We start from the raw sequence: 17266 nt of genomic DNA, 5'->3' as shown, positions 1-17266 counted from the left end.
AGCTCTCACCAGGCCTGCACGTGGCCCGTCTCGCCGGGGGCGGACACGGTGACCGTTCGCTCGCCGTCCTTGAACAGGGTCAGGGTCACGGGGCCGGGCCCGCTCAGCTTCGAAAGCGTGCAGCGCACGCCGCCCTCCGCCGGGATGCGCCCCGTGCGCCGGCCGGTGTGCTGGAATTCGATCGCGTTGAAGGCGCTGTTGCCCATGTACGTGCGCGGGAACCGGCACTTCAGGCTGTAGGCGGCGTCGCGCGCGGCGCTGACCTCGTACTTCACGCCCTTCGGCTCGGCCCCGACGGGTCCGGCCACAAGCGCGGCGGCGACCGCCAGCATGAGCCCCCTACACAGACGCATGATCGCCCCCCGCGGCCGTTACAGGATTTTCGACAGGAACTCGCGCGTGCGCGCCGACTTGGGCGCGGTGAAGAATTCGGTCGGCGGGGCGCTCTCGACGATCTCGCCGGCGTCCATGAACACGATGCGGTCGGCGACCTGGCGGGCGAAGCCCATCTCGTGGGTGACCACGACCATGGTCATGCCGCCCTGGGCCAGTTCGGTCATGACCTCCAGCACCTCGCCCACCATCTCCGGGTCCAGCGCCGAGGTCGGCTCGTCGAACAGCATGATTTCCGGGTGCATGGCGAGCGCGCGGGCGATGGCGGCGCGCTGCTGCTGGCCGCCGGAGAGCTGGGCCGGGTACTTGCGGGCGTGCTCGGCGATCTTCACCCGCTCCAGCAGGGCCATGGCCTCGGCTTCGGCCTGGCGGCGCGGCACCTTGCGGACCCAGATCGGGGCCAGCGTGCAGTTCTCCAGCACGGTCAGGTGCGGAAACAGGTTGAACGACTGGAACACCATGCCGGTCTTGCGCTTGGCGGCGATCGCCTCGGCCCGCGGGCCGGCCAGGTCGACGCCGGCTACCCTGAGGGTCCCCTCCTCGTAGGGCTCCAGGCCGTTGACGCAGCGGATCAGGGTCGACTTGCCCGAGCCCGAGGGGCCCAGCACCACGACGCGTTCGCGCTCGGCGATGGTCAGGTCGACCCCGCGCAGCACGTGGGTCTGGCCGAACCACTTGTTCAGGCCGGAGATCTCGACGACGGGGGCGCTCATCGAGCCTCCTTCAGGCGCCCGCCGGTGCGCTCAAGCCTCGCGGACCAGCGGGAAATGGCGAAACAGGTGATCCAGAACACCAGGGCTATGAAGACGTAGGCCTCGGCCTCCAGCCCCTGCCACGAGTAGTCGGCCAGCGCCTGGCGCATGACCCCGGTCACGTCGAGCAGCGCGATGACGTAGACCAGCGTGGTGTCCTTGAAGAGCCCGATGAAGGTGTTGACGATCGCCGGGATGGCGACGCTCAGCGCCTGCGGCAGGACGATCAGGCCGGTCGTGCGCCACGGCCCCAGGCCGAGCGCGCGGGCCGCCTCGGCCTGGCCCTTGGGCACCGCCTGCAGGCCGCCGCGGATGGACTCGGCCATGTAGGCGCTCTCGAACAGGGTGATGACCACCAGCGCCCGGGTCAGCTTGTCGAGGCTGACGCCGGTGGGCGTGAACAGCGGCAGCACCACCGAGGCCATGAACAGCAGGGTGATCAGCGGCGCGCCGCGGACGATCTCGATGAAGCCGACCGTCAGCAATTTGATGATCGGCAGGTGCGAGCGGCGGCCGAGCGCCAACAGGATCCCCAGCGGCAGGGCGAAGACCGCGCCGGAAACGCCGATCAGGAAGTTCAGGAACACCCCGCCCCAGTACTCGGTCGGCACGCGCGGCAGAATCCCCGCCCCGCCCAGGAAGGCGAAGGCCCCGACCACGCCTAGCGGCGCCAGCGCGAAGCTCCAGCCCTTGCGCACCACCACCGGCGACACCGCCATGGCCAGGCATATGCCCGCGGCGGCGACCCGCCACAGGTGTCCCTCCGGATAGAAGCCGGCCACCACCTGGCGCCAGCGGGCGGTGACGATGGCCCAGCAGGCGCCGTCGCGGACCTCGCAGGCGGCGCGGCTGTCACCCACCCAGGTGGCGTCGATCACCGCCCACTGCAGGGCCGACCACAGGCCCCAGGCGAGCAGGACCGTCAGGCCGACGGTGAGCACGGCGTCGAAGGGCGTCGCGAACAGGTTGCGGCGCAGCCAGACGAACGGCGACACGCGCGGGCGGCGACGGCCCGAAACGTTATTCGGCGCGCTCATCGCGACACCGCCCAGACGGCGCTGCGGCTGTTCCACCAGTTCATGAAGGCGCTGATGGACAGGCTGATGACCAGGTAGAAGACCATGACCAGGGCCAGGGTCTCGATCGCCTGGCCGGTCTGGTTGAGGCTGGTGCCGGCGAACACCGCCACCAGGTCGGGATAGCCGATGATCACGGCCAGGGACGAGTTCTTGGTCAGGTTCAGGTACTGGCTGGCCAGCGGCGGCACGATCACCCGCATGGCCTGCGGCAGGACCACCAGGCTGAGCGCCTGACCCTCGTCCAGGCCCAGCGAGCGGGCCGCCTCGCCCTGGCCTGGCGACACGGCGTTCAGGCCGCCGCGCACCACTTCGGCGATGAAGCCGCCGGTGTAGAACGACAGGGCCGCCCACAGGGCGGTCAGGGCCGGCGCCAGCGAAACGCCGCCGGTGAAGCCCCAGCCCTCCAGATGCGGCAGGTCGAAACCGGTGGGATTGCCGGTGGCGACCAGGGCCGCGACCACGCCGGCCAGGGCGAGCGCCCAGCCCCAGCGCGGCGACGGCGCGTGCCCGGTGAAGGTGCGCCGCCGCTTCAACCAGGAGGCCAGCAGGGCGCCCACGACCACCGCCGCGCCAGCCGCCGCAAACGCGATCCCGCCCTCGGCGTTGAACACCGGCTTGGGCAGGTAGAGGCCGCGGTTGGTCAGGAAGATCAGGCCGTCGATCCCCAGCGCGTCCTTGGGCGGCGGGGCGACCAGCATCAGGTTGTACCAGACCAGGATCTGCACCGGCAGCGGCGTGTTCCGCGCCAACTCGACGTAAGCCGTGGCCGCCGTGCGGGCGAGGTAGTTGCGCGAGACCCTGAGCACCCCGGCCAGCAGGCCGAGCCCCGTCGCCGCGGCGATGCCCAGCGCCGCGACCAGCAGGGTGTTGAGCGCGCCCACCAGGAACACCCGCCGATGGGTGTCGGTCGGCTCGTAGGGCACCAGGGTCTGGGTGATGTCGAAGCCGGCCGGCCGGTCGAGGAACTCGAAGCCCGAGGCCACGCCGCGGGTCTGCATGTTCACCTCGGCGTTGTGGCCCATCCACCACGCCGTCGCGACGAGCACGGCCACCAGGCCGACCTGCAACGCCAGACCGCCCCACCCGCCTGTGAGCCTCTGAAGTCTCCGCCGGCCCTCCCCCATGCCGCGGTCTTCGCTCAGCGCATCGGCGGGGCGTACATCAGCCCCGGCGGGTTGGCGTTCCACAGGGCGTTCATGCCCCTGGCCAGCTTGAGCGGCGAGGCCTGGCCGACGTTGCGCTCGAAGATCTCGCCGTAGTTGCCGACGCCCTTGATCTGGCGATAGGCCCACTCGTCGTTGAGGCCCAGCGTGCGGCCGTAGCCGCCTTCGACGCCGAGCAGACGGCGGACCTCGGGGTTGGTCGAGGTCTTGCGCACCTCGTCGACGTTCTTCGAGGTGATCCCGAACTCCTCGGCCAGGATCATGGCGTTCAGCACCCAGCGGACGATGTCGGCCCACTGGTCGTCGCCTTGGCGCACCACCGGGCCCAGCGGCTCCTTGGAAATCACCTCCGGCAGGATGACGTGGGCGCTGGGGCTGTTCATGGTCGAGCGGGCCGCGGCCAGGGCCGATATGTCGGCGGTGAAGGCGTCACAGGCCTCCTTGGCGTAGTTGGCCCGCGCCTGGTCCTCGGTGTCGACGACGACGGCGTCGTACTTCAGCCCCTTGGCGCGGAACCAGTCGGCCAGGTTCAGTTCGGTGGTCGAGCCGGTCTGCACGCAGATGCGCGCGCCGTTCAGCTCGGTGGCGCTGTTCAACTCCAGCGAGCGACGCACCATGAAGCCCTGGCCGTCGAAGTAGTTGATGCCGGCGAAGTCCAGGCCGTTCGTAGCGTCACGCGAGAAGGTCCAGGACGTGTTGCGCCACAGGACGTCCACCTCGCCCGATTGCAGTGCGGCGAAGCGTTCCTTCGACGACAACGGCACGAAGCGGACCGCCTCCGGATCGCCCAGCACGGCGGCCGCCGTCGCGCGGCAGAAGTCGACGTCGAAGCCGCGCCAGCGACCGCGGTTGTCGGTGTAGGAGAAACCCACCAGGGCCGTATTCACACCGCAGTTCAGCCGGCCGCGCGCGCGGATCGCCTTCAGCGTCTCGCCGCTGGCCCGCGGCTTGCCGGCCAGGCCCGCGTCCGGCACGCCCTCGACCGGCGCGGCCGCCGGCGGCGGTTCGCTCACGGCCGATCCCGGATCCTTGCAGCCCGCCAGCAGCGCCGTGACCGCCAGTAGGGCCGCCACCGTGATCCGCTTCAGCATGGATCCTCCTGCCGGACGCTTAACCTTGCGACCATGCGACGCCTCAGGCTTAAAACGCAAGTCTCCGCCAAGCCTGAAAGATCGTGGGTATGGACGAACGCACCCGGCTCATCCGTGACGCCACCCGCCGCCCGGCCGACCGCCGGCCGGTGAACCCGCCGGTCGAGCGCGCCACCACCGTGCTGATGCCGAGCGCGGCGGAGGTCCACGATCAGTCACGCGGCGTCACCTACGGCATCAGCGGCCTGCAGGCCCACCAGGCCCTGACCGCCGCGCTGTGCGAGCTGGAGCACGCGCAGGCCGCGTTCCTGACGCCGACCGGCCTGTCGGCGGTCACCGTCGCCATGATGGCCGTGCTGGAGCCCGGTAGCGAGGTGCTGGCCACCGACGCGATCTACGGTCCGACCCGGCGGTTCTGCGACCGCTTCCTGAAGCGCTGGGGCGTGACCACCCGCTACCACCCGCCCCGCGCCACGCCCGAGGAGGTGATGGCGCACGCGGCCGAGCGCACCCGGCTGATCCTGATGGAGAGCCCGGGCACCTACACCTTCGAGGTCCAGGACGCGCCGGGGATCGCCCGGCTGGCGCGCGAGCGCGGCGTGCTGACCATGATCGACAACACCTGGGCCGCGGGCCTGCTGTTCAAGCCGCTCGACCACGGGATCGACCTCAGCGTCCAGGCGCTCAGCAAGTACGTCGGCGGCCACTCCGACGTGTTCGGCGGCTCGATCGCGGTCACCGATCCGAAGCTGGCCCGGCGAGTGCAGGTCGCGATCGACGACCTTGGCTGGTTCGTCTCGCCCGACGACGCCTGGCTGATGCTGCGGGGCCTGCGCACCCTGGCCGTCCGCCTGCCTCAGCACCACACGAACGGCCTGGAGGTGGCTCGCTGGCTCGAAGCCCAGCCCGAGGTCGCGCGCGTGCTGCACCCGGCCCTGCCCGCGTCGCCCGACCACGCCCTGTGGAAGCGCGACTTCTCAGGCGCCTGCGGCCTGTTCGGCGTGGAGCTGAAGCCCGGTCCGCGCGAGGCGGCCGAGGCCTGCCTCGACGCGCTGCAGCTGTTCGGCCTGGGCGTCTCCTGGGGCGGCTACGAGAGCCTGGCCCTGGTCGCGCACGCCCGCACCGCCGATCGCAGCTTCCCGCTGGGCCTGGAGGGCCCGCTGCTGCGCCTGCACGTCGGTCTGGAGGCCCCGGCCGACCTGATCGCCGACCTGCGCCGGGGCCTCGACCGCTATGCGGAGCTCACCGGCGCCTAGGCGGCCGCGCGCGGCCCCCACAGCACGATCGCCGCGCCGCCCAGCACCACGGCCGAGCCCAGCAGGTCCCAGCGGTCGGGGACCTGGCGCTCGACCAGCCAGAGCCACGCGACCGAGCAGGCGACGTAGATCCCGCCGTAGGCGGCGAAGGCGCGCCCGGCGTGGGCGGCGTCGACCCGGGTCAGGGCGACGGCGAACAGGATCAGGCAGGCGAGGCCCGGGGCGATCCAGCCGGGCGAACGGCCCAGCTTCAGCCAGGCCCAGAAGGCGAAGCAGCCGGCGATCTCGCTGAGCGCCGCGAGCAGATACCAGCCGATGGTCGCCATACGCTCGCCCTCCCCTCAGCGCGCCGCCAGGATCACCAGCTGGTGCAGCGGAAGAAGCGCACGGACTTGCTGGTTCGATTCGAGAAGGCGTGATCCTGGCGATTATCCAGGAGGTACGCGTCCGCTTCGACCTCAACGGTCCGCTCGCCGATCTCGACGGTGAGCGTCCCTTCGAGAACGAACAGCATGACATGCCAGCCGTCGGGATCGGCGGAGGCCTGGTATCGGTCACCGGGCTCCAGGCGCCACTCCCACGCGTCCACTTCGCGTCGGGCGTCCAGGCTCCATCGCAGGACGCCCTGGCCGCCGTGCGGCCCGACCCACCCCACCCGGTCGACGACCCGGCTGCGCGGTTCGGAGGGATCGCCGACCAGATCGGCGAGCGTCGCGTTGAGCACGACCCCGATCCGGTCGAGCGTCGCCGTGCTCACCGTGTTCGTTCCGGCCTCGATCGCGCCGATCATGCGCTGACTGACGCCCGATCGTTCGGCCAGCCCCTTCTGGCTCAGGCCGGCCGCGACGCGCAGGCGCCGCACGTTGGCCGCGACGAAGGTCAGGAATGAGGGGGCGACCGTACTTGGCAATATGCCCTACCCGTCATAAGCAATATATTGCTTATATGCTGCACAGCCAGCCGGGACCAGCCCGATCCGCCGCCGCAGGGGGACTTCGACGTGGACAGACGCCTTTTCCTGACCGCCGCCGCCAGCCTTGCGGCGCTTCCGTCGAATGCGAACGCGGCCGCGTCGTCGCCGATCGAAGAGGTGATCACTAGCACCGAATTCTCCGGCAGCGTGCTCGTCGCGCAGGGGCGGAAGATCGTCCTGCGCAAGGGCTTCGGCCTGGCCGACCGGTCCTTCGAAACACCCTGCGGCCCCGACACCGCTTATCGGATCGCGTCGATCACCAAGCTGATGACGGCCACGCTGGTGATGCAGCTGGTCGAAGCCGGCCGCATCGATCTCGACCAGCCGATCCGGACCTACATCGCCGACTACAAAGGCCCCGCCGCCGGGCAGGTGACGGTCAGGCAGCTGCTCAACCACAGCTCGGGCATCGAGAATTTCGACAAGGGCCTGACCAGCTACGCCGACGCGGCGGCCCGGGGCATGCCGGCCTATCAGCTGCCGCATCGGCCGCGCGCGCTGATGGACCAGTTCGCCAGCGGCCCGCTCGTCAATCCGCCGGGCGCCGCCTTCGACTACAACAATGCCGACTATGTGATCCTCGGGCAGATCATCGAAGCGGTCGAGGGCGACAGCTATGAGGCGGTGCTGTCCCGGCGCGTTCTCGCCCCGCCCGGGCTGAAGTCGACCGGGATGGCGAAACATGCCGGCGTCGTCGCCCGGCTGGCGCCCACCTACTACAAGGACGAGGCCGCGCCCCTGGCCAACGACATGCCGGTCTATCCCGAGAACTGGTACGCGGCGGGCGGCCTGTATTCGACGTGCGACGACCTGCTGGCCTTCTCCAACGCGCTGTACGGCGGGCGGTTGATGTCGGCGGGAAGCCTCAAGGCCCTGCTGACGCCGGGGCTCGACGAGTACGGCTTCGGACTATGGGTCTCTGAGCTGGAGGTCGACGGGCGCAAGCATCGCTTCGCCCAACGCCCGGGCCGGATCATGGGGGCCAACACCCTGCTGCTCAGGATGCTCGACGATGACGTGACCATCATCATCCTCGGCAACACCAACCTGATGGACACCGATCGCCTGGGCTTCCGCCTCGCGCGGCGGGTGCTGGGATCGGAACAGGCGGCCTCGAGCTGAGGACGTGGGGAATGCCGCCCGGAGCAGAAAGAAGGTCAATCTGACCACGTCCACTGCGATGGAGCGCCCTCGCGCTCGGGATGCGGATCGCGGGATGCGGATCGCGCGATCGGCGCCCTTCGCAGATCACCTGAGCTGGCAGTTCGTCTAAACTGCCTGGGCGTTCAACCGTAGTTGCGGGTAAGCGTGGAAGGCCAGCAAGCCGCCGCCCCAAGCGGCGAGTAATACGAGCTTCCGAGGAAAATGCCCGTGGCCGACACCGGAACGACCCTCCCGAACCTGACGGGGGCCTACGACGTGCGCGCGAAGTTCGATCCGCGTTCCGGCGTCTGGACATTAAGGCGGCTTGTCTGCCCGCCGAATGGCGATCCCAAATGGGTGGCGCTCTTTGAAAGCGGTACCGGTCCATACGGCCGGCCGGTGATATTCGAGGAGGGTCGGGCCGTTGCTGAGGCGGCAGCGGAAGAGGCCCGCCGCTCCCTCATGATTAATCTTGATCCCGAGCGACTGAACGAGAGCGGGGCCTCGTCGCAGTCCTTGAAAATTTCCAAGGCCGTGGTGTCGCGCAAGCGGCTCGACGAAGAGGAAGACATGATGCGCAGCGAAGCGATCAAGCGTCACGCTGCGACACCGCGCATTCCTGTTGAAGCGCTGGTTATCGATCCGAATTCACAGATCTACCGCGAAGAGATTATAACCAAGACTCGGGAGATGCCCTACCTCAGGACCATGATGGTCGGTACGTTCGGGTCCCGTGCCGTCGTTCTTTCGAAGGATGGGGTGAGTTGGGGGCGACCCTGGCGGCGGTTCAGCGCGCACGACGCCAGCGTGGCGGTCCGAGCCGAAATCTCGGAGGGCTTTGGATTCGGCCCCCGCCTCAACTGGTCCACGACCAAGGCCGAAATCCGCCGCGTCCTGCTTCCCCGCGCGAATGAGCTTCTCAAGCTCGCCAGCGTTAAACGGCTCCTGGATGAAGCGCTCGCCGCGGGAAAGCGCGCCCTCGTGATTGGCAGCTTCGTCTTCTGGTACGAGGCGGAAGGTCAGGTTGGGTGGGTCGTGAAGGCGCTCGGCTCATCGAAGGCGAGCGACGCCGGCGATACGGTTTGGGAAGCCGGAAAAATCGTTTCCAAGAACCATGGCCGGATCGTCGTGCTGCCATACGTGAAGGAGAACGGCGAGCACGTCAGCGGCTACACCAAGAACGCGGCCGGTGACGGCCCTGCTCTGCCGCGTCACCCGGCGCACTATGTTGAGATCCCATTCGACCGGCTCGAAGGGGATGCGATGATCAAGCTCATGGGCGAGTTGCCATACGAATGAGCGATGATGCGCGCGGCCCTGAAACTGCGCTTTCCCGATCAACTGCGCCACCACCGCGAACGGCGTCATCGGCATCTGATATCGTCGCCTTGACGGAGCAGCGATGGCGCGCCCGGCAGGACTCGAACCTGCAACCGTCCGCTTAGAAGGCGGATGCTCTATCCGGTTGAGCTACGGGCGCGGAGCCGGACGCTCAGTGCGTCCAGGGCTGCTTGCGGTTGGACGCGAAGTTGTCGGCGTAGGCCTTGATGATGCGCTTCGGCTCGTTCGGCTCGACCAGCCGGAACGGGATGCCGTGCTTCTCGGCGTAGGCCACGGCCTGGGCGCTGCCCTCGAAGGTCAGGCGCACCTGGGCGTTCATGTCCGACGAACTGGACCAGCCCATCAGCGGGTCGGGGGTGCGGGCCGAGGCCGGCGCGAATTCCAGAACCCAGTCCTGCGTCTTGGCCTTGCCGGACTGCATGGCCGTCTTGGCCGGGCGGTAGATGCGCGCGAGCATTCGAAGTCTCCGTACTCTCTCCGATGGTCGGGGCGACTGGATTCGAACCAGCGACCTGCTGCACCCAAAACAGCCGCGCTACCAGGCTGCGCTACGCCCCGGACATCGGAAGGCGCCCCTCTTGCCACGCCAGCCCGACAGCCGCAACGCGGCTTCGCGAGAGATTAGCCGGCGGTCTTGAAGAACGGATGGCGGATCAGGTCGCCGGGCTCGATGCCCAGTTCCTCGGCCAGGCCGCCGTTGATCTCCAGCACGCCGGTCGCCGCGCCGTAGGACGGGATCGGCGCCTCGGAGAACGGCGCGGCGCGGCGCGCGATCGAGACGATCCGGCCGTCGGCGCCGATGTAGATGATGTCCAGCGGCAGATAGGTGTTCTTCATCCAGAACGACCGCTCGGCGGAGTTCGGGAACTCGAACAGCATGCCCTGGTCCGGCGCCATCTTCTGGCGGAACATCAGGCCCTTCTCGCGCTCGGCCTCGGTGTCGGCGATCTCGACCACGAAGCGGCGCACGCCCTGGTCGGTGACGACCTCGAGCGGCTCCTGCGGCGGAGCCTTGCTCTCGCCGGCCGCCGCGCATCCGGACGCGACGAGCGCGCCGGCGAAGATCGCCAGCGCGCCGCGTTTCTTGAACTCAAAACCCATGGATCAGACCAAGGAACCCTGTTGGATCTCCGCGACCACCAGGCCCTTGGGCCCTTCGGCGAAGCGAACCATCACGTCATCACCGGGCTGGATGTCGTCAAGCCCGCAGCGACGCAGGGTTTCGATATGGACGAAAATGTCGCCCGGGGCCTCGTCGCGAACGACGAAGCCGTAACCCTTGGTCCGGTTGAACCACTTCACCTTGGCCCGCTCCAGCGGACCCGACGCTTCCAGCGACGGCCGCCGGGGCGGCCGCTGGAACATGCCGAAGTCGCCGCGATCGCGACGCAGGCTGTCGAAGCCGCGCCGTTCGCCCGGAGTCGCCGTGCTCTCGTCCAGCTCGAAGATGGTCGAGACCTGCCAGCCCTTGGACCGCTTGATCACGTCGCAGACGATCGCCGAGCCCTCCAGGGCGTTCTCGCGACCGGAGTCCCGTAGGCTGGTGACGTGCAGCAGCACGTCCTTGAGATCCGTGAGGTCGGGGTCGTCGGGAACGATGAACCCGTACCCCTTGCCCGGATCGAACCACTTCACGTGTCCGCTGATCCGCACCGCCTCGACGTGTGCGTCAGCCCCCTCGAAATCAAAACCCGCCATGTACAGCCCCTCACGCCCGCATCCTCCATACGGGCGAAGGTGGTGTATAACATGGTTCGCCGATTTGCGGAGCATAGAAACACAAATTTCCCTTGACTGGGGAATTTGCTTCAACTGCTGGTAGACCCGCGATTCGCGTTCCGACGCGAAGAAAAGCGATGGCACTCCCTAGGGGAATCGAACCCCTCTTTCTAGATTGAAAATCTAGCGTCCTAACCGATAGACGAAGGGAGCGCGGTCGCGTCGAGGTCCGGCGATATAGCCGCCCGGCCGGGGCCATGCAAGGCCCCAAGTGCGCAGTTATCCACACATTCTTGGGTCGGCCGCGTCCTCGATTTCGAACTGCACGCCCTGGCGTCCATTCCAGTCGTCGGGCTTCAGCTTACCGACCACGTGCAGGGCGCCGCCGGCCATCAGGCGCTGGCCCAGAGCCGTGTCGGCGACCCGCCAGGCGACCGCGCGCAGCTTGGTTCCGTCGGCGTCGACCAGGGTGCAGCGCAGGTGCCCGCCCTTCATCGCCATCGGCTGCTCGACCCGCACCTGGGCCAGCGCGAACACCGGCTCCGGATTGCCGGGACCGAACGGGTTCAGACGATCGAAGGCGGCCCACAGGTCGCGGTCGGCGCTGCGCGGGGTCAGGGCCGCGTCGATCTCCACCGCGTCCAGCGCGGCGGCCTCGGCCTGTTCCTCGGCCAGGCGGGATTCCAGGAAGGCGCGGAACTCCGGCACGTCGCGGGCGCGGATGGTCAGGCCCGCGGCCATGGCGTGCCCGCCCCCGGCCATCAGCAGGCCCTCGTCGTAGGCGGCCTGGACCGCCTGGCCCAGGTTCACCCCGGGCTGCGAGCGGCCCGAGCCCTTGCCGGTGCCGTTGACCGGGTCGAGGCCGATGACGATCACGGGCTTGCGCCACCGTTCGCGCAGGCGCCCCGCGACGATGCCGATCACGCCCGGATGCCACCCCTCCCCGGCCACCACGACCACCGGGCCTTCGGGCCCGACGTTGGAGCCGCGCTCGACCTGGGCGACGGCGGCCTCCAGCACGTCGCGCTCGACGTCCTTGCGCGCCGCGTTCAGCTCGTCGAGCTCGCGGGCCAGTTCGAGGGCCTCGGCCGGATCGTCGGTCGACAGCAGGCGCGCGCCCAGGTCCGAGCGGCCGATGCGGCCGCCCGCGTTGATGCGCGGGCCGAGAATAAAGCCGGCGTGGAACGAGGTGGCCGGCCCCTTGGCGGCGGCCACTTCCATCAACGCCTTGATGCCGGGGTTCTCCCAGGCGGACATGATGCGCAAGCCCTGGCTGGCCAGGGCGCGGTTGAAGCCGGTCAGGCGGGTGACGTCGCAGACCGCGCCCAGCGCGGCCAGGTCCAGCCACTTGCGCAGGTCCGGCTCGGGGCGGTCGGCGAACAGGCCGCGGCGGCGGCATTCGCGGTTCAGAGCGGCCAGCAGCACGAACGCCACGCCCGCGGCGGCCAGGTTGCCCTGGCCCGAGGCGCAGCCCGGCCGGTTGGGATTGACCACCGCCGTGCAGGCCGGCGGCTCGGCCTTCATCAGGTGGTGATCGACCACCACCACCTCGAGGCCCATTTCGGTGGCCGCGGCGATGGCGTCGTGGGCGGCCGCGCCGCAGTCGACCGTGACCACCAGCTCGGCGCCCTCGTCCTTCATGCGGCGGAAGGCGGCGGCGCTGGGCCCGTAGCCCTCGGTCATGCGGTCGGGGACGTAGATCGGCAGGTCCGCGCCCATGGCCCGGAACCAGCGCACCAGCAGGGCGGACGAGGACGCGCCGTCGACGTCGTAGTCGGCGAACACGTACATGCGCCGGCCGCGCTCGAGCGCGTCGACCAGGGCGGAGGCCGCCCGGTCCATGTCCATGAAGCTGGACGGATCCGGGAACTGCGCCTTCAGGGTGGGATTGAGGTAGGTCTCGCCCTCCCCGGCCGCGATCCCGCGCGAGGCCAGCGCGCGGGCCAGCGGCTCGGAAAGGCCCAGCTGGCGCTGGTGGGCCTGGACGTCCTGGGGGTCGGCCGGGCGCTGACGCCAGACGCGCCCGCTCAGCGAGCGCGCGACGCCCAGGTACCCGACCTGCCCCCCGTCAGCCACGTCAGACCGGCCGGCGCAGGCGGACGCGACGCACCGTGCGGTCGGCCGAGGTCATCACCAGGGTCTCGGTGGTGACGAAGCCGCGCTCGAAGCGCACGCCGTCCAGCATGGCGCCCTTGGTCACGCCGGTGGCGACGAAGATGGCGTCGGTCTTGACCAGCTCGTTCAGCGTGTACTTGCGGTCGAAGTCGGTGATGCCGATGCGCTCGGCGCGGGCGCGTTCGTCGTCCTTCTTGAACACCAGACGGCCCTGGAACTGGCCGCCGACGCACTTCAGCGCCGCGCACGCCAGCACGCCTTCCGGCGCGCCGCCCTGGCCCAGATAGATGTCGATGCCGGTTTCCGGCTCGGCGGTGTGGATCACGCCGGCCACGTCGCCGTCGGTGATCAGGTGCACGCGGGCGCCGACCTTGCGCAGGCTGGCGATGATGTCGGCGTGACGCGGGCGGTCCAGCACGCAGGCGGTGATTTCCGAGACGTCGACGCCCTTGTGGCGCGCCAGGGCCAGCACGTTGTCGGCCGGCGCGGCGTCCAGGTCGACGATGCCTTCCGGATAGCCCGGGCCGACGCCGATCTTGTCCATATAGGTGTCGGGCGCGTGCAGCATGCCGCCCGACGGCGAGAAGGCCATCACGGCGAGCGCGTTGGCCATGGCCTTGGCGGTCAGGGTGGTGCCTTCCAGCGGGTCGAGCGCGATGTCGATCTTCGGGCCTTTGCCGGTGCCGACCTTCTCGCCGATGTAGAGCATCGGCGCTTCGTCGCGCTCGCCCTCGCCGATCACGATCTTGCCGTCGATGTCGAGCCCGTTCAGGGCCGTGCGCATGGCGTCCACCGCGACCTGGTCGGCGGCCTTCTCGTCGCCGCGGCCGGCCAGCTTCGAGGCGGCGATCGCGGCGGCCTCGGTGACGCGCACAGCGTCCATCGCCAGATCGCGCTCGAAATCGGTGGACTGCATCGGAGGTCTCCTGAGGTGGGTAGTTTCAAACGATTCGACGCCGCCCGGGGCCGGACGGCGTTTGTGTCGCAACGGGCGGCCTGAACTTACTTCGCGACGGGCGGCGGAACGGCCTTTTCGCGCAGTTCGCGCGCCCAGGCCGCGGCTTCGGCCGCCGCGTTCGGCGGCGCGGGCTGGGCGTATTGCGGGTCGATCACGCTGCGCACGCTCTGCGCCCAGGCGCGGGTGTCGCCCTTCAGATACCACTGGATCTTGCCGGCGTCGGTGATCAGCGCGTTCTGGCTGGCCTGCAGCGAGGCGACCTGGACGGCGAATTCGGCCGGCGGCGGCACGTCCTGCGGCGCCTTGGGGAATTTCGACCAGCGGGGAAACTCGCGCTGAGCGGCGACCATGCGGTCCACGTCGGCGGCGGCGGCGGAATGGGGATCGGTCGGGCGCTTGAACGGGTCCATGCCGGTGGCGCAGCCGCTCAGGCCCGCGGCGGCGGCCGCGAGCGTCAGAAGCGCAAGTCTGCGAAGTCCCAGGGTCATGAAAAAGCGGCCGTCGCCGTTCGTCTCGTCATTGGTCATATGCGATCATGACCGCAGGCGAAAGGGCGCGCGTCGGCGCCTGAGGAGGTCGTGGTGGCGGACGAAGTCGCAACTCCCAAGCGGAGCAAGGGAACCACGCCGAAGGCCGCGGCCGCGAAACCTCGCGTTTCGAAGAACGCCGATTCGCCGGCGCCGGATATCCAGCCGCAGGTGATCGACAGCGCGGCGTCCGAGACGGCCGACGACGCCTACGAGCTGCACCTGCTCGACCCCGCGCATCGCGAGACGCTGGAGACCCTGTCGATCAACCTGGCCCGCGCCGCCATGACGGCGCAGTCGGCCATCGCCGGCGCGGCGCTGCGCCAGGCCGACCGTCCGCCGGCCCTGACGCCCGACCCGTTCAACGTCGCCCCCGCCATGACCGAGGTGATGCAGGGCCTGGCCGCGCGTCCCGACCGGCTGATGTCGGCGCAGGCCGACCTGCTGGCCCGCTACATGGAGCTCTGGGGCGCCGCCTCGCGCCGGGCCATGGGCGGCCACCCCGAGCCGGTGATCGAGCCGGCCAAGGGCGACAAGCGCTTCAACCACCCGGAGTGGAGCGAGAACCCGGTCTTCGACATGCTCAAGCAGTCGTACCTGATCACCTCGGGCTGGCTGAACGACCTGGTCTCCAGCGTCGAAGGCATCGACCCGATGACCAAGCGCCGGGCCGAGTTCTTCACCAAGCTGCTGACCGACGCCTTCTCGCCGTCCAACTTCCTGGCCTCCAACCCGGCCGCCCTGCGCGAGCTGATGAACACCAAGGGCGAGAGCCTGGCCAAGGGCATGGAGCGCTTCGCCGCCGACATCGAACGCGGCGGCGGCGCGCTGGCGATCAGCCAGACCGACCACACCGTGTTCGAGGTGGGCGTCAACGTCGCCACCGCGCCGGGCCAGGTGGTCTGGCGCGACGAGCTTTACGAGCTGATCCAGTACGCGCCGACGACCGAGCAGGCGCACCAGATCCCGCTGCTGATCTTCCCGCCCTGGATCAACAAGTTCTACATCCTGGACCTGCGGCCCGAGAACTCGATGATCCGCTGGCTGACCGCCCAGGGATTCACCGTCTTCGTCTGCTCCTGGGTCAATCCGGACCCGTCGCTCGCGACCCGCGGCTTCGACGACTACATGCGCGGCGGAATCTACTCGGCCACCGCCAAGGTCATGGAGCAGTGCGGCACGGACCGGGTGAACACGGTCGGCTACTGCATCGGCGGCACCCTGCTGGGCGCGACCCTGGCCCACATGGCGGCCACCGGCGACAAGCGGATCGCCTCGACCACCTTCTTCGCCGCCCAGCACGACTTCACTGAAGCCGGCGACCTGCTGCTGTTCACCGACGAGAAGTGGCTGGACGAGATCGAGCGGCGCATGGACGAGGCCGGCGGCGTGCTGCCCGGCGCGACCATGTCGGACACCTTCAACGCGCTGCGCGCCAACGACCTGGTGTGGTCGTTCTTCGTGTCCAACTACCTGATGGGCAAGGAGCCGACCGCCTTCGACCTGCTGTTCTGGAACTCCGACCAGACGCGCATGCCCAAGACCCTGCACCTGCAGTACCTGCGCCGGCTCTACCGCGACAACGCCCTGGCGAAGGGCGAACTGGAGCTGGGCGGGGTGAAGCTGGACCTGGGCGCGGTGAAGACGCCGCTCTACTTCCAGGTCGGCCGCGACGACCACATCGCCCCCGCCCCCTCGGTCTACAAGTCGGCGCGCCTGTTCGGCGGCGAGGTCACCTACACCCTGGCGGGCTCGGGCCACATCGCCGGCGTCGTGAACCATCCCGACGCGAAGAAGTACCAGCACTGGACCAACGCCGCCCTGCCCGCCTCGCTGGCCGAGTGGAAGGCCGGCGCGGTCGAGCACCCCGGCTCCTGGTGGCCGCACTGGGCGCAATGGCTGGCGGCGAAGTCCGGCCCGATGGTCCCGGCCCGTGATCCGCAGGCCGGTCCGCTGAAGCCGATCGAGCCGGCGCCGGGCAGCTACGTGCAGGTGAAGAGCTGACGAACGGCGCTATGCAACCTCCGGGTGGTGACGCTAGATAAGTCGCGTCATCCGGAGGGGAACCCATGAACCGTATCGCCGCCTTCACCGCCGCCGCCTGCGCCGCCTTGGCCGTGGCCGGCTCCGCCGCCGCCCAGGACCTGGGCAACATCACGGGCATGTTCGCCGCCGGCGGCGACAGCTTCGGCCAGGGGCTCGGCAACGCGGTCATGGGCGCGGACTCGGTGTTCGTGTACGCCCAGGGCCACGCCGGTCCCAGGGCGACGCCCAACGGCCATGTGTTCAGCTTCAGCGTCCAGGCCACCGCCGACACCGCGGTGGAGGCGGCCAAGCTCCGCGACGCCAAACTGGAAAAGGCCCGCGCGGCGGCCACCCGCTTCGGCGCCGGCTTCGTCGTGACCGACACCACCTACAACCTCGGCGCCGAAGACGGCGACTTCTCGACGCGGCTGCCGATTCAACCGGCGGGCGCCGGCGACGCCGGCGCCGAGGCCGGCAAGAAGGCGGGCTTCTCGACCCGCGCCACGGTGCAGGTCGCCCAGACCGACCCGGCCAAGGCGCCCGCCCTGCTGGACGCCCTGCGCGCGGCCGGGATCGACACGATCAGCTCCGAAAACGAAATGACCAACCTGTTCGGCCGGCGCGCCGCCTCGTGGCTGGGCGCGGTCCTCGACCAGGAGCAGACGCCGCCGGCGGTCTGGAACGCCGCGGCCGACGACGCCGTGCACGAGGCGCGCGCCCAGGCCGAGCGC

General features: G+C 69.6%; 18 protein-coding genes and 3 tRNA genes. 5 read left to right on the top strand and 16 right to left on the bottom strand.

Annotation, left to right across the window (positions count from 1 at the left end; translation table 11 throughout):
• Positions 1 to 5: 5 nt before the first annotated feature.
• The 5 genes from G3573_RS03575 to G3573_RS03555 form a co-directional block, all read right to left on the bottom strand.
• A complete protein-coding gene (locus G3573_RS03575; RefSeq protein WP_163259476.1) occupies positions 6 to 353 on the bottom strand; it encodes a hypothetical protein in 348 nt (115 codons plus the stop codon).
• Positions 354 to 371: 18 nt separating this feature from the next.
• Positions 372 to 1106, bottom strand: a complete 735-nt coding sequence (locus tag G3573_RS03570) for an amino acid ABC transporter ATP-binding protein (RefSeq protein WP_163259475.1) — start codon at positions 1104 to 1106, stop codon at positions 372 to 374.
• Entirely contained in the window at positions 1103 to 2182 is a 1080-nt protein-coding gene (locus tag G3573_RS03565) for an amino acid ABC transporter permease (RefSeq protein WP_163259474.1), read from the bottom strand. Before G3573_RS03565 ends, G3573_RS03570 begins: the two co-directional genes overlap by 4 nt.
• Positions 2179 to 3291, bottom strand: a complete 1113-nt coding sequence (locus tag G3573_RS03560) for an ABC transporter permease subunit (protein WP_205598050.1) — start codon at positions 3289 to 3291, stop codon at positions 2179 to 2181. The genes G3573_RS03565 and G3573_RS03560 overlap by 4 nt, the downstream gene beginning before the upstream one ends.
• A gap of 71 nt (positions 3292 to 3362) precedes the next feature.
• A complete protein-coding gene (locus tag G3573_RS03555; protein ID WP_163259472.1) occupies positions 3363 to 4478 on the bottom strand; it encodes an amino acid ABC transporter substrate-binding protein in 1116 nt (371 codons plus the stop codon).
• Between the two features lie 89 nt (positions 4479 to 4567).
• On the opposite strand from G3573_RS03555, the gene metC reads away from it, so the two are divergent.
• Positions 4568 to 5734 carry a cystathionine beta-lyase gene (gene metC / locus G3573_RS03550; protein WP_163259471.1) on the top strand — a complete coding sequence of 389 codons (1167 nt, stop codon included), beginning with the start codon at positions 4568 to 4570 and terminating at the stop codon, positions 5732 to 5734.
• Here the strand turns inward: metC and G3573_RS03545 are convergent.
• Together G3573_RS03545 and G3573_RS03540 are read right to left on the bottom strand one after the other, a co-directional pair.
• Positions 5731 to 6060 (bottom strand): YnfA family protein, encoded by a 330-nt coding sequence (locus G3573_RS03545; RefSeq protein ID WP_163259470.1) that lies wholly within the window; start codon positions 6058 to 6060, stop codon positions 5731 to 5733. The two genes, metC and G3573_RS03545, sit on opposite strands and share 4 nt — an antisense overlap.
• A gap of 32 nt (positions 6061 to 6092) precedes the next feature.
• Positions 6093 to 6644 carry an XRE family transcriptional regulator gene (locus G3573_RS03540; RefSeq protein WP_163259469.1) on the bottom strand — a complete coding sequence of 184 codons (552 nt, stop codon included), beginning with the start codon at positions 6642 to 6644 and terminating at the stop codon, positions 6093 to 6095.
• A 90-nt stretch (positions 6645 to 6734) separates the two neighbouring features.
• On the opposite strand from G3573_RS03540, the gene G3573_RS03535 reads away from it, so the two are divergent.
• Entirely contained in the window at positions 6735 to 7829 is a 1095-nt protein-coding gene (locus tag G3573_RS03535; protein ID WP_163259468.1) for a serine hydrolase domain-containing protein, read from the top strand.
• 249 nt (positions 7830 to 8078) lie between these two features.
• Positions 8079 to 9149: a hypothetical protein gene (locus G3573_RS03530; RefSeq protein ID WP_163259467.1), complete on the top strand. Its 1071-nt coding sequence runs from the start codon at positions 8079 to 8081 to the stop codon at positions 9147 to 9149.
• Positions 9150 to 9253: 104 nt separating this feature from the next.
• Here the strand turns inward: G3573_RS03530 and G3573_RS03525 are convergent.
• From G3573_RS03525 to G3573_RS03485, 9 genes are all read right to left on the bottom strand, one after another.
• Positions 9254 to 9330 (bottom strand) — tRNA-Arg (locus G3573_RS03525).
• Between the two features lie 12 nt (positions 9331 to 9342).
• On the bottom strand, positions 9343 to 9648 hold the full coding sequence (locus G3573_RS03520) for an ETC complex I subunit (RefSeq protein WP_163259466.1): 306 nt from the start codon (positions 9646 to 9648) through the stop codon (positions 9343 to 9345).
• A gap of 24 nt (positions 9649 to 9672) precedes the next feature.
• Positions 9673 to 9749 (bottom strand) — tRNA-Pro (locus G3573_RS03515).
• 63 nt (positions 9750 to 9812) lie between these two features.
• The gene (locus tag G3573_RS03510; RefSeq protein WP_163259465.1) at positions 9813 to 10292 is read right to left on the bottom strand and encodes a DUF192 domain-containing protein; all 480 of its coding nucleotides are present in this window, start codon (positions 10290 to 10292) and stop codon (positions 9813 to 9815) included.
• 3 nt (positions 10293 to 10295) lie between these two features.
• Complete coding sequence (locus G3573_RS03505) at positions 10296 to 10889, bottom strand: cold-shock protein (RefSeq protein ID WP_163259464.1); 594 nt, start codon at positions 10887 to 10889, stop codon at positions 10296 to 10298.
• A 159-nt stretch (positions 10890 to 11048) separates the two neighbouring features.
• Positions 11049 to 11123, bottom strand: a tRNA-Glu gene (locus G3573_RS03500).
• Positions 11124 to 11189: 66 nt separating this feature from the next.
• The gene (gene recJ, locus G3573_RS03495) at positions 11190 to 12986 is read right to left on the bottom strand and encodes a single-stranded-DNA-specific exonuclease RecJ (RefSeq protein WP_163259463.1); all 1797 of its coding nucleotides are present in this window, start codon (positions 12984 to 12986) and stop codon (positions 11190 to 11192) included.
• Between the two features lies 1 nt (position 12987).
• On the bottom strand, positions 12988 to 13941 hold the full coding sequence (gene glpX / locus G3573_RS03490) for a class II fructose-bisphosphatase (protein WP_163259462.1): 954 nt from the start codon (positions 13939 to 13941) through the stop codon (positions 12988 to 12990).
• Positions 13942 to 14027: 86 nt separating this feature from the next.
• The gene (locus G3573_RS03485) at positions 14028 to 14510 is read right to left on the bottom strand and encodes a hypothetical protein (RefSeq protein ID WP_163259461.1); all 483 of its coding nucleotides are present in this window, start codon (positions 14508 to 14510) and stop codon (positions 14028 to 14030) included.
• Between the two features lie 285 nt (positions 14511 to 14795).
• On the opposite strand from G3573_RS03485, the gene phaC reads away from it, so the two are divergent.
• Together phaC and G3573_RS03475 are read left to right on the top strand one after the other, a co-directional pair.
• A complete protein-coding gene (phaC, locus tag G3573_RS03480; protein WP_163259503.1) occupies positions 14796 to 16514 on the top strand; it encodes a class I poly(R)-hydroxyalkanoic acid synthase in 1719 nt (572 codons plus the stop codon).
• Between the two features lie 65 nt (positions 16515 to 16579).
• Positions 16580 to 17266: SIMPL domain-containing protein (locus tag G3573_RS03475; protein ID WP_163259460.1), on the top strand; the 687-nt coding region annotated here is incomplete at its 3' end.

The sequence above is a fragment of the Caulobacter sp. 17J65-9 genome (assembly GCF_010975005.1).
Taxonomy (GTDB): domain Bacteria; phylum Pseudomonadota; class Alphaproteobacteria; order Caulobacterales; family Caulobacteraceae; genus 17J80-11.
Note: the sequence above shows the minus strand (reverse complement) of the source record. Positions and strands in the feature narration are given on the sequence as shown.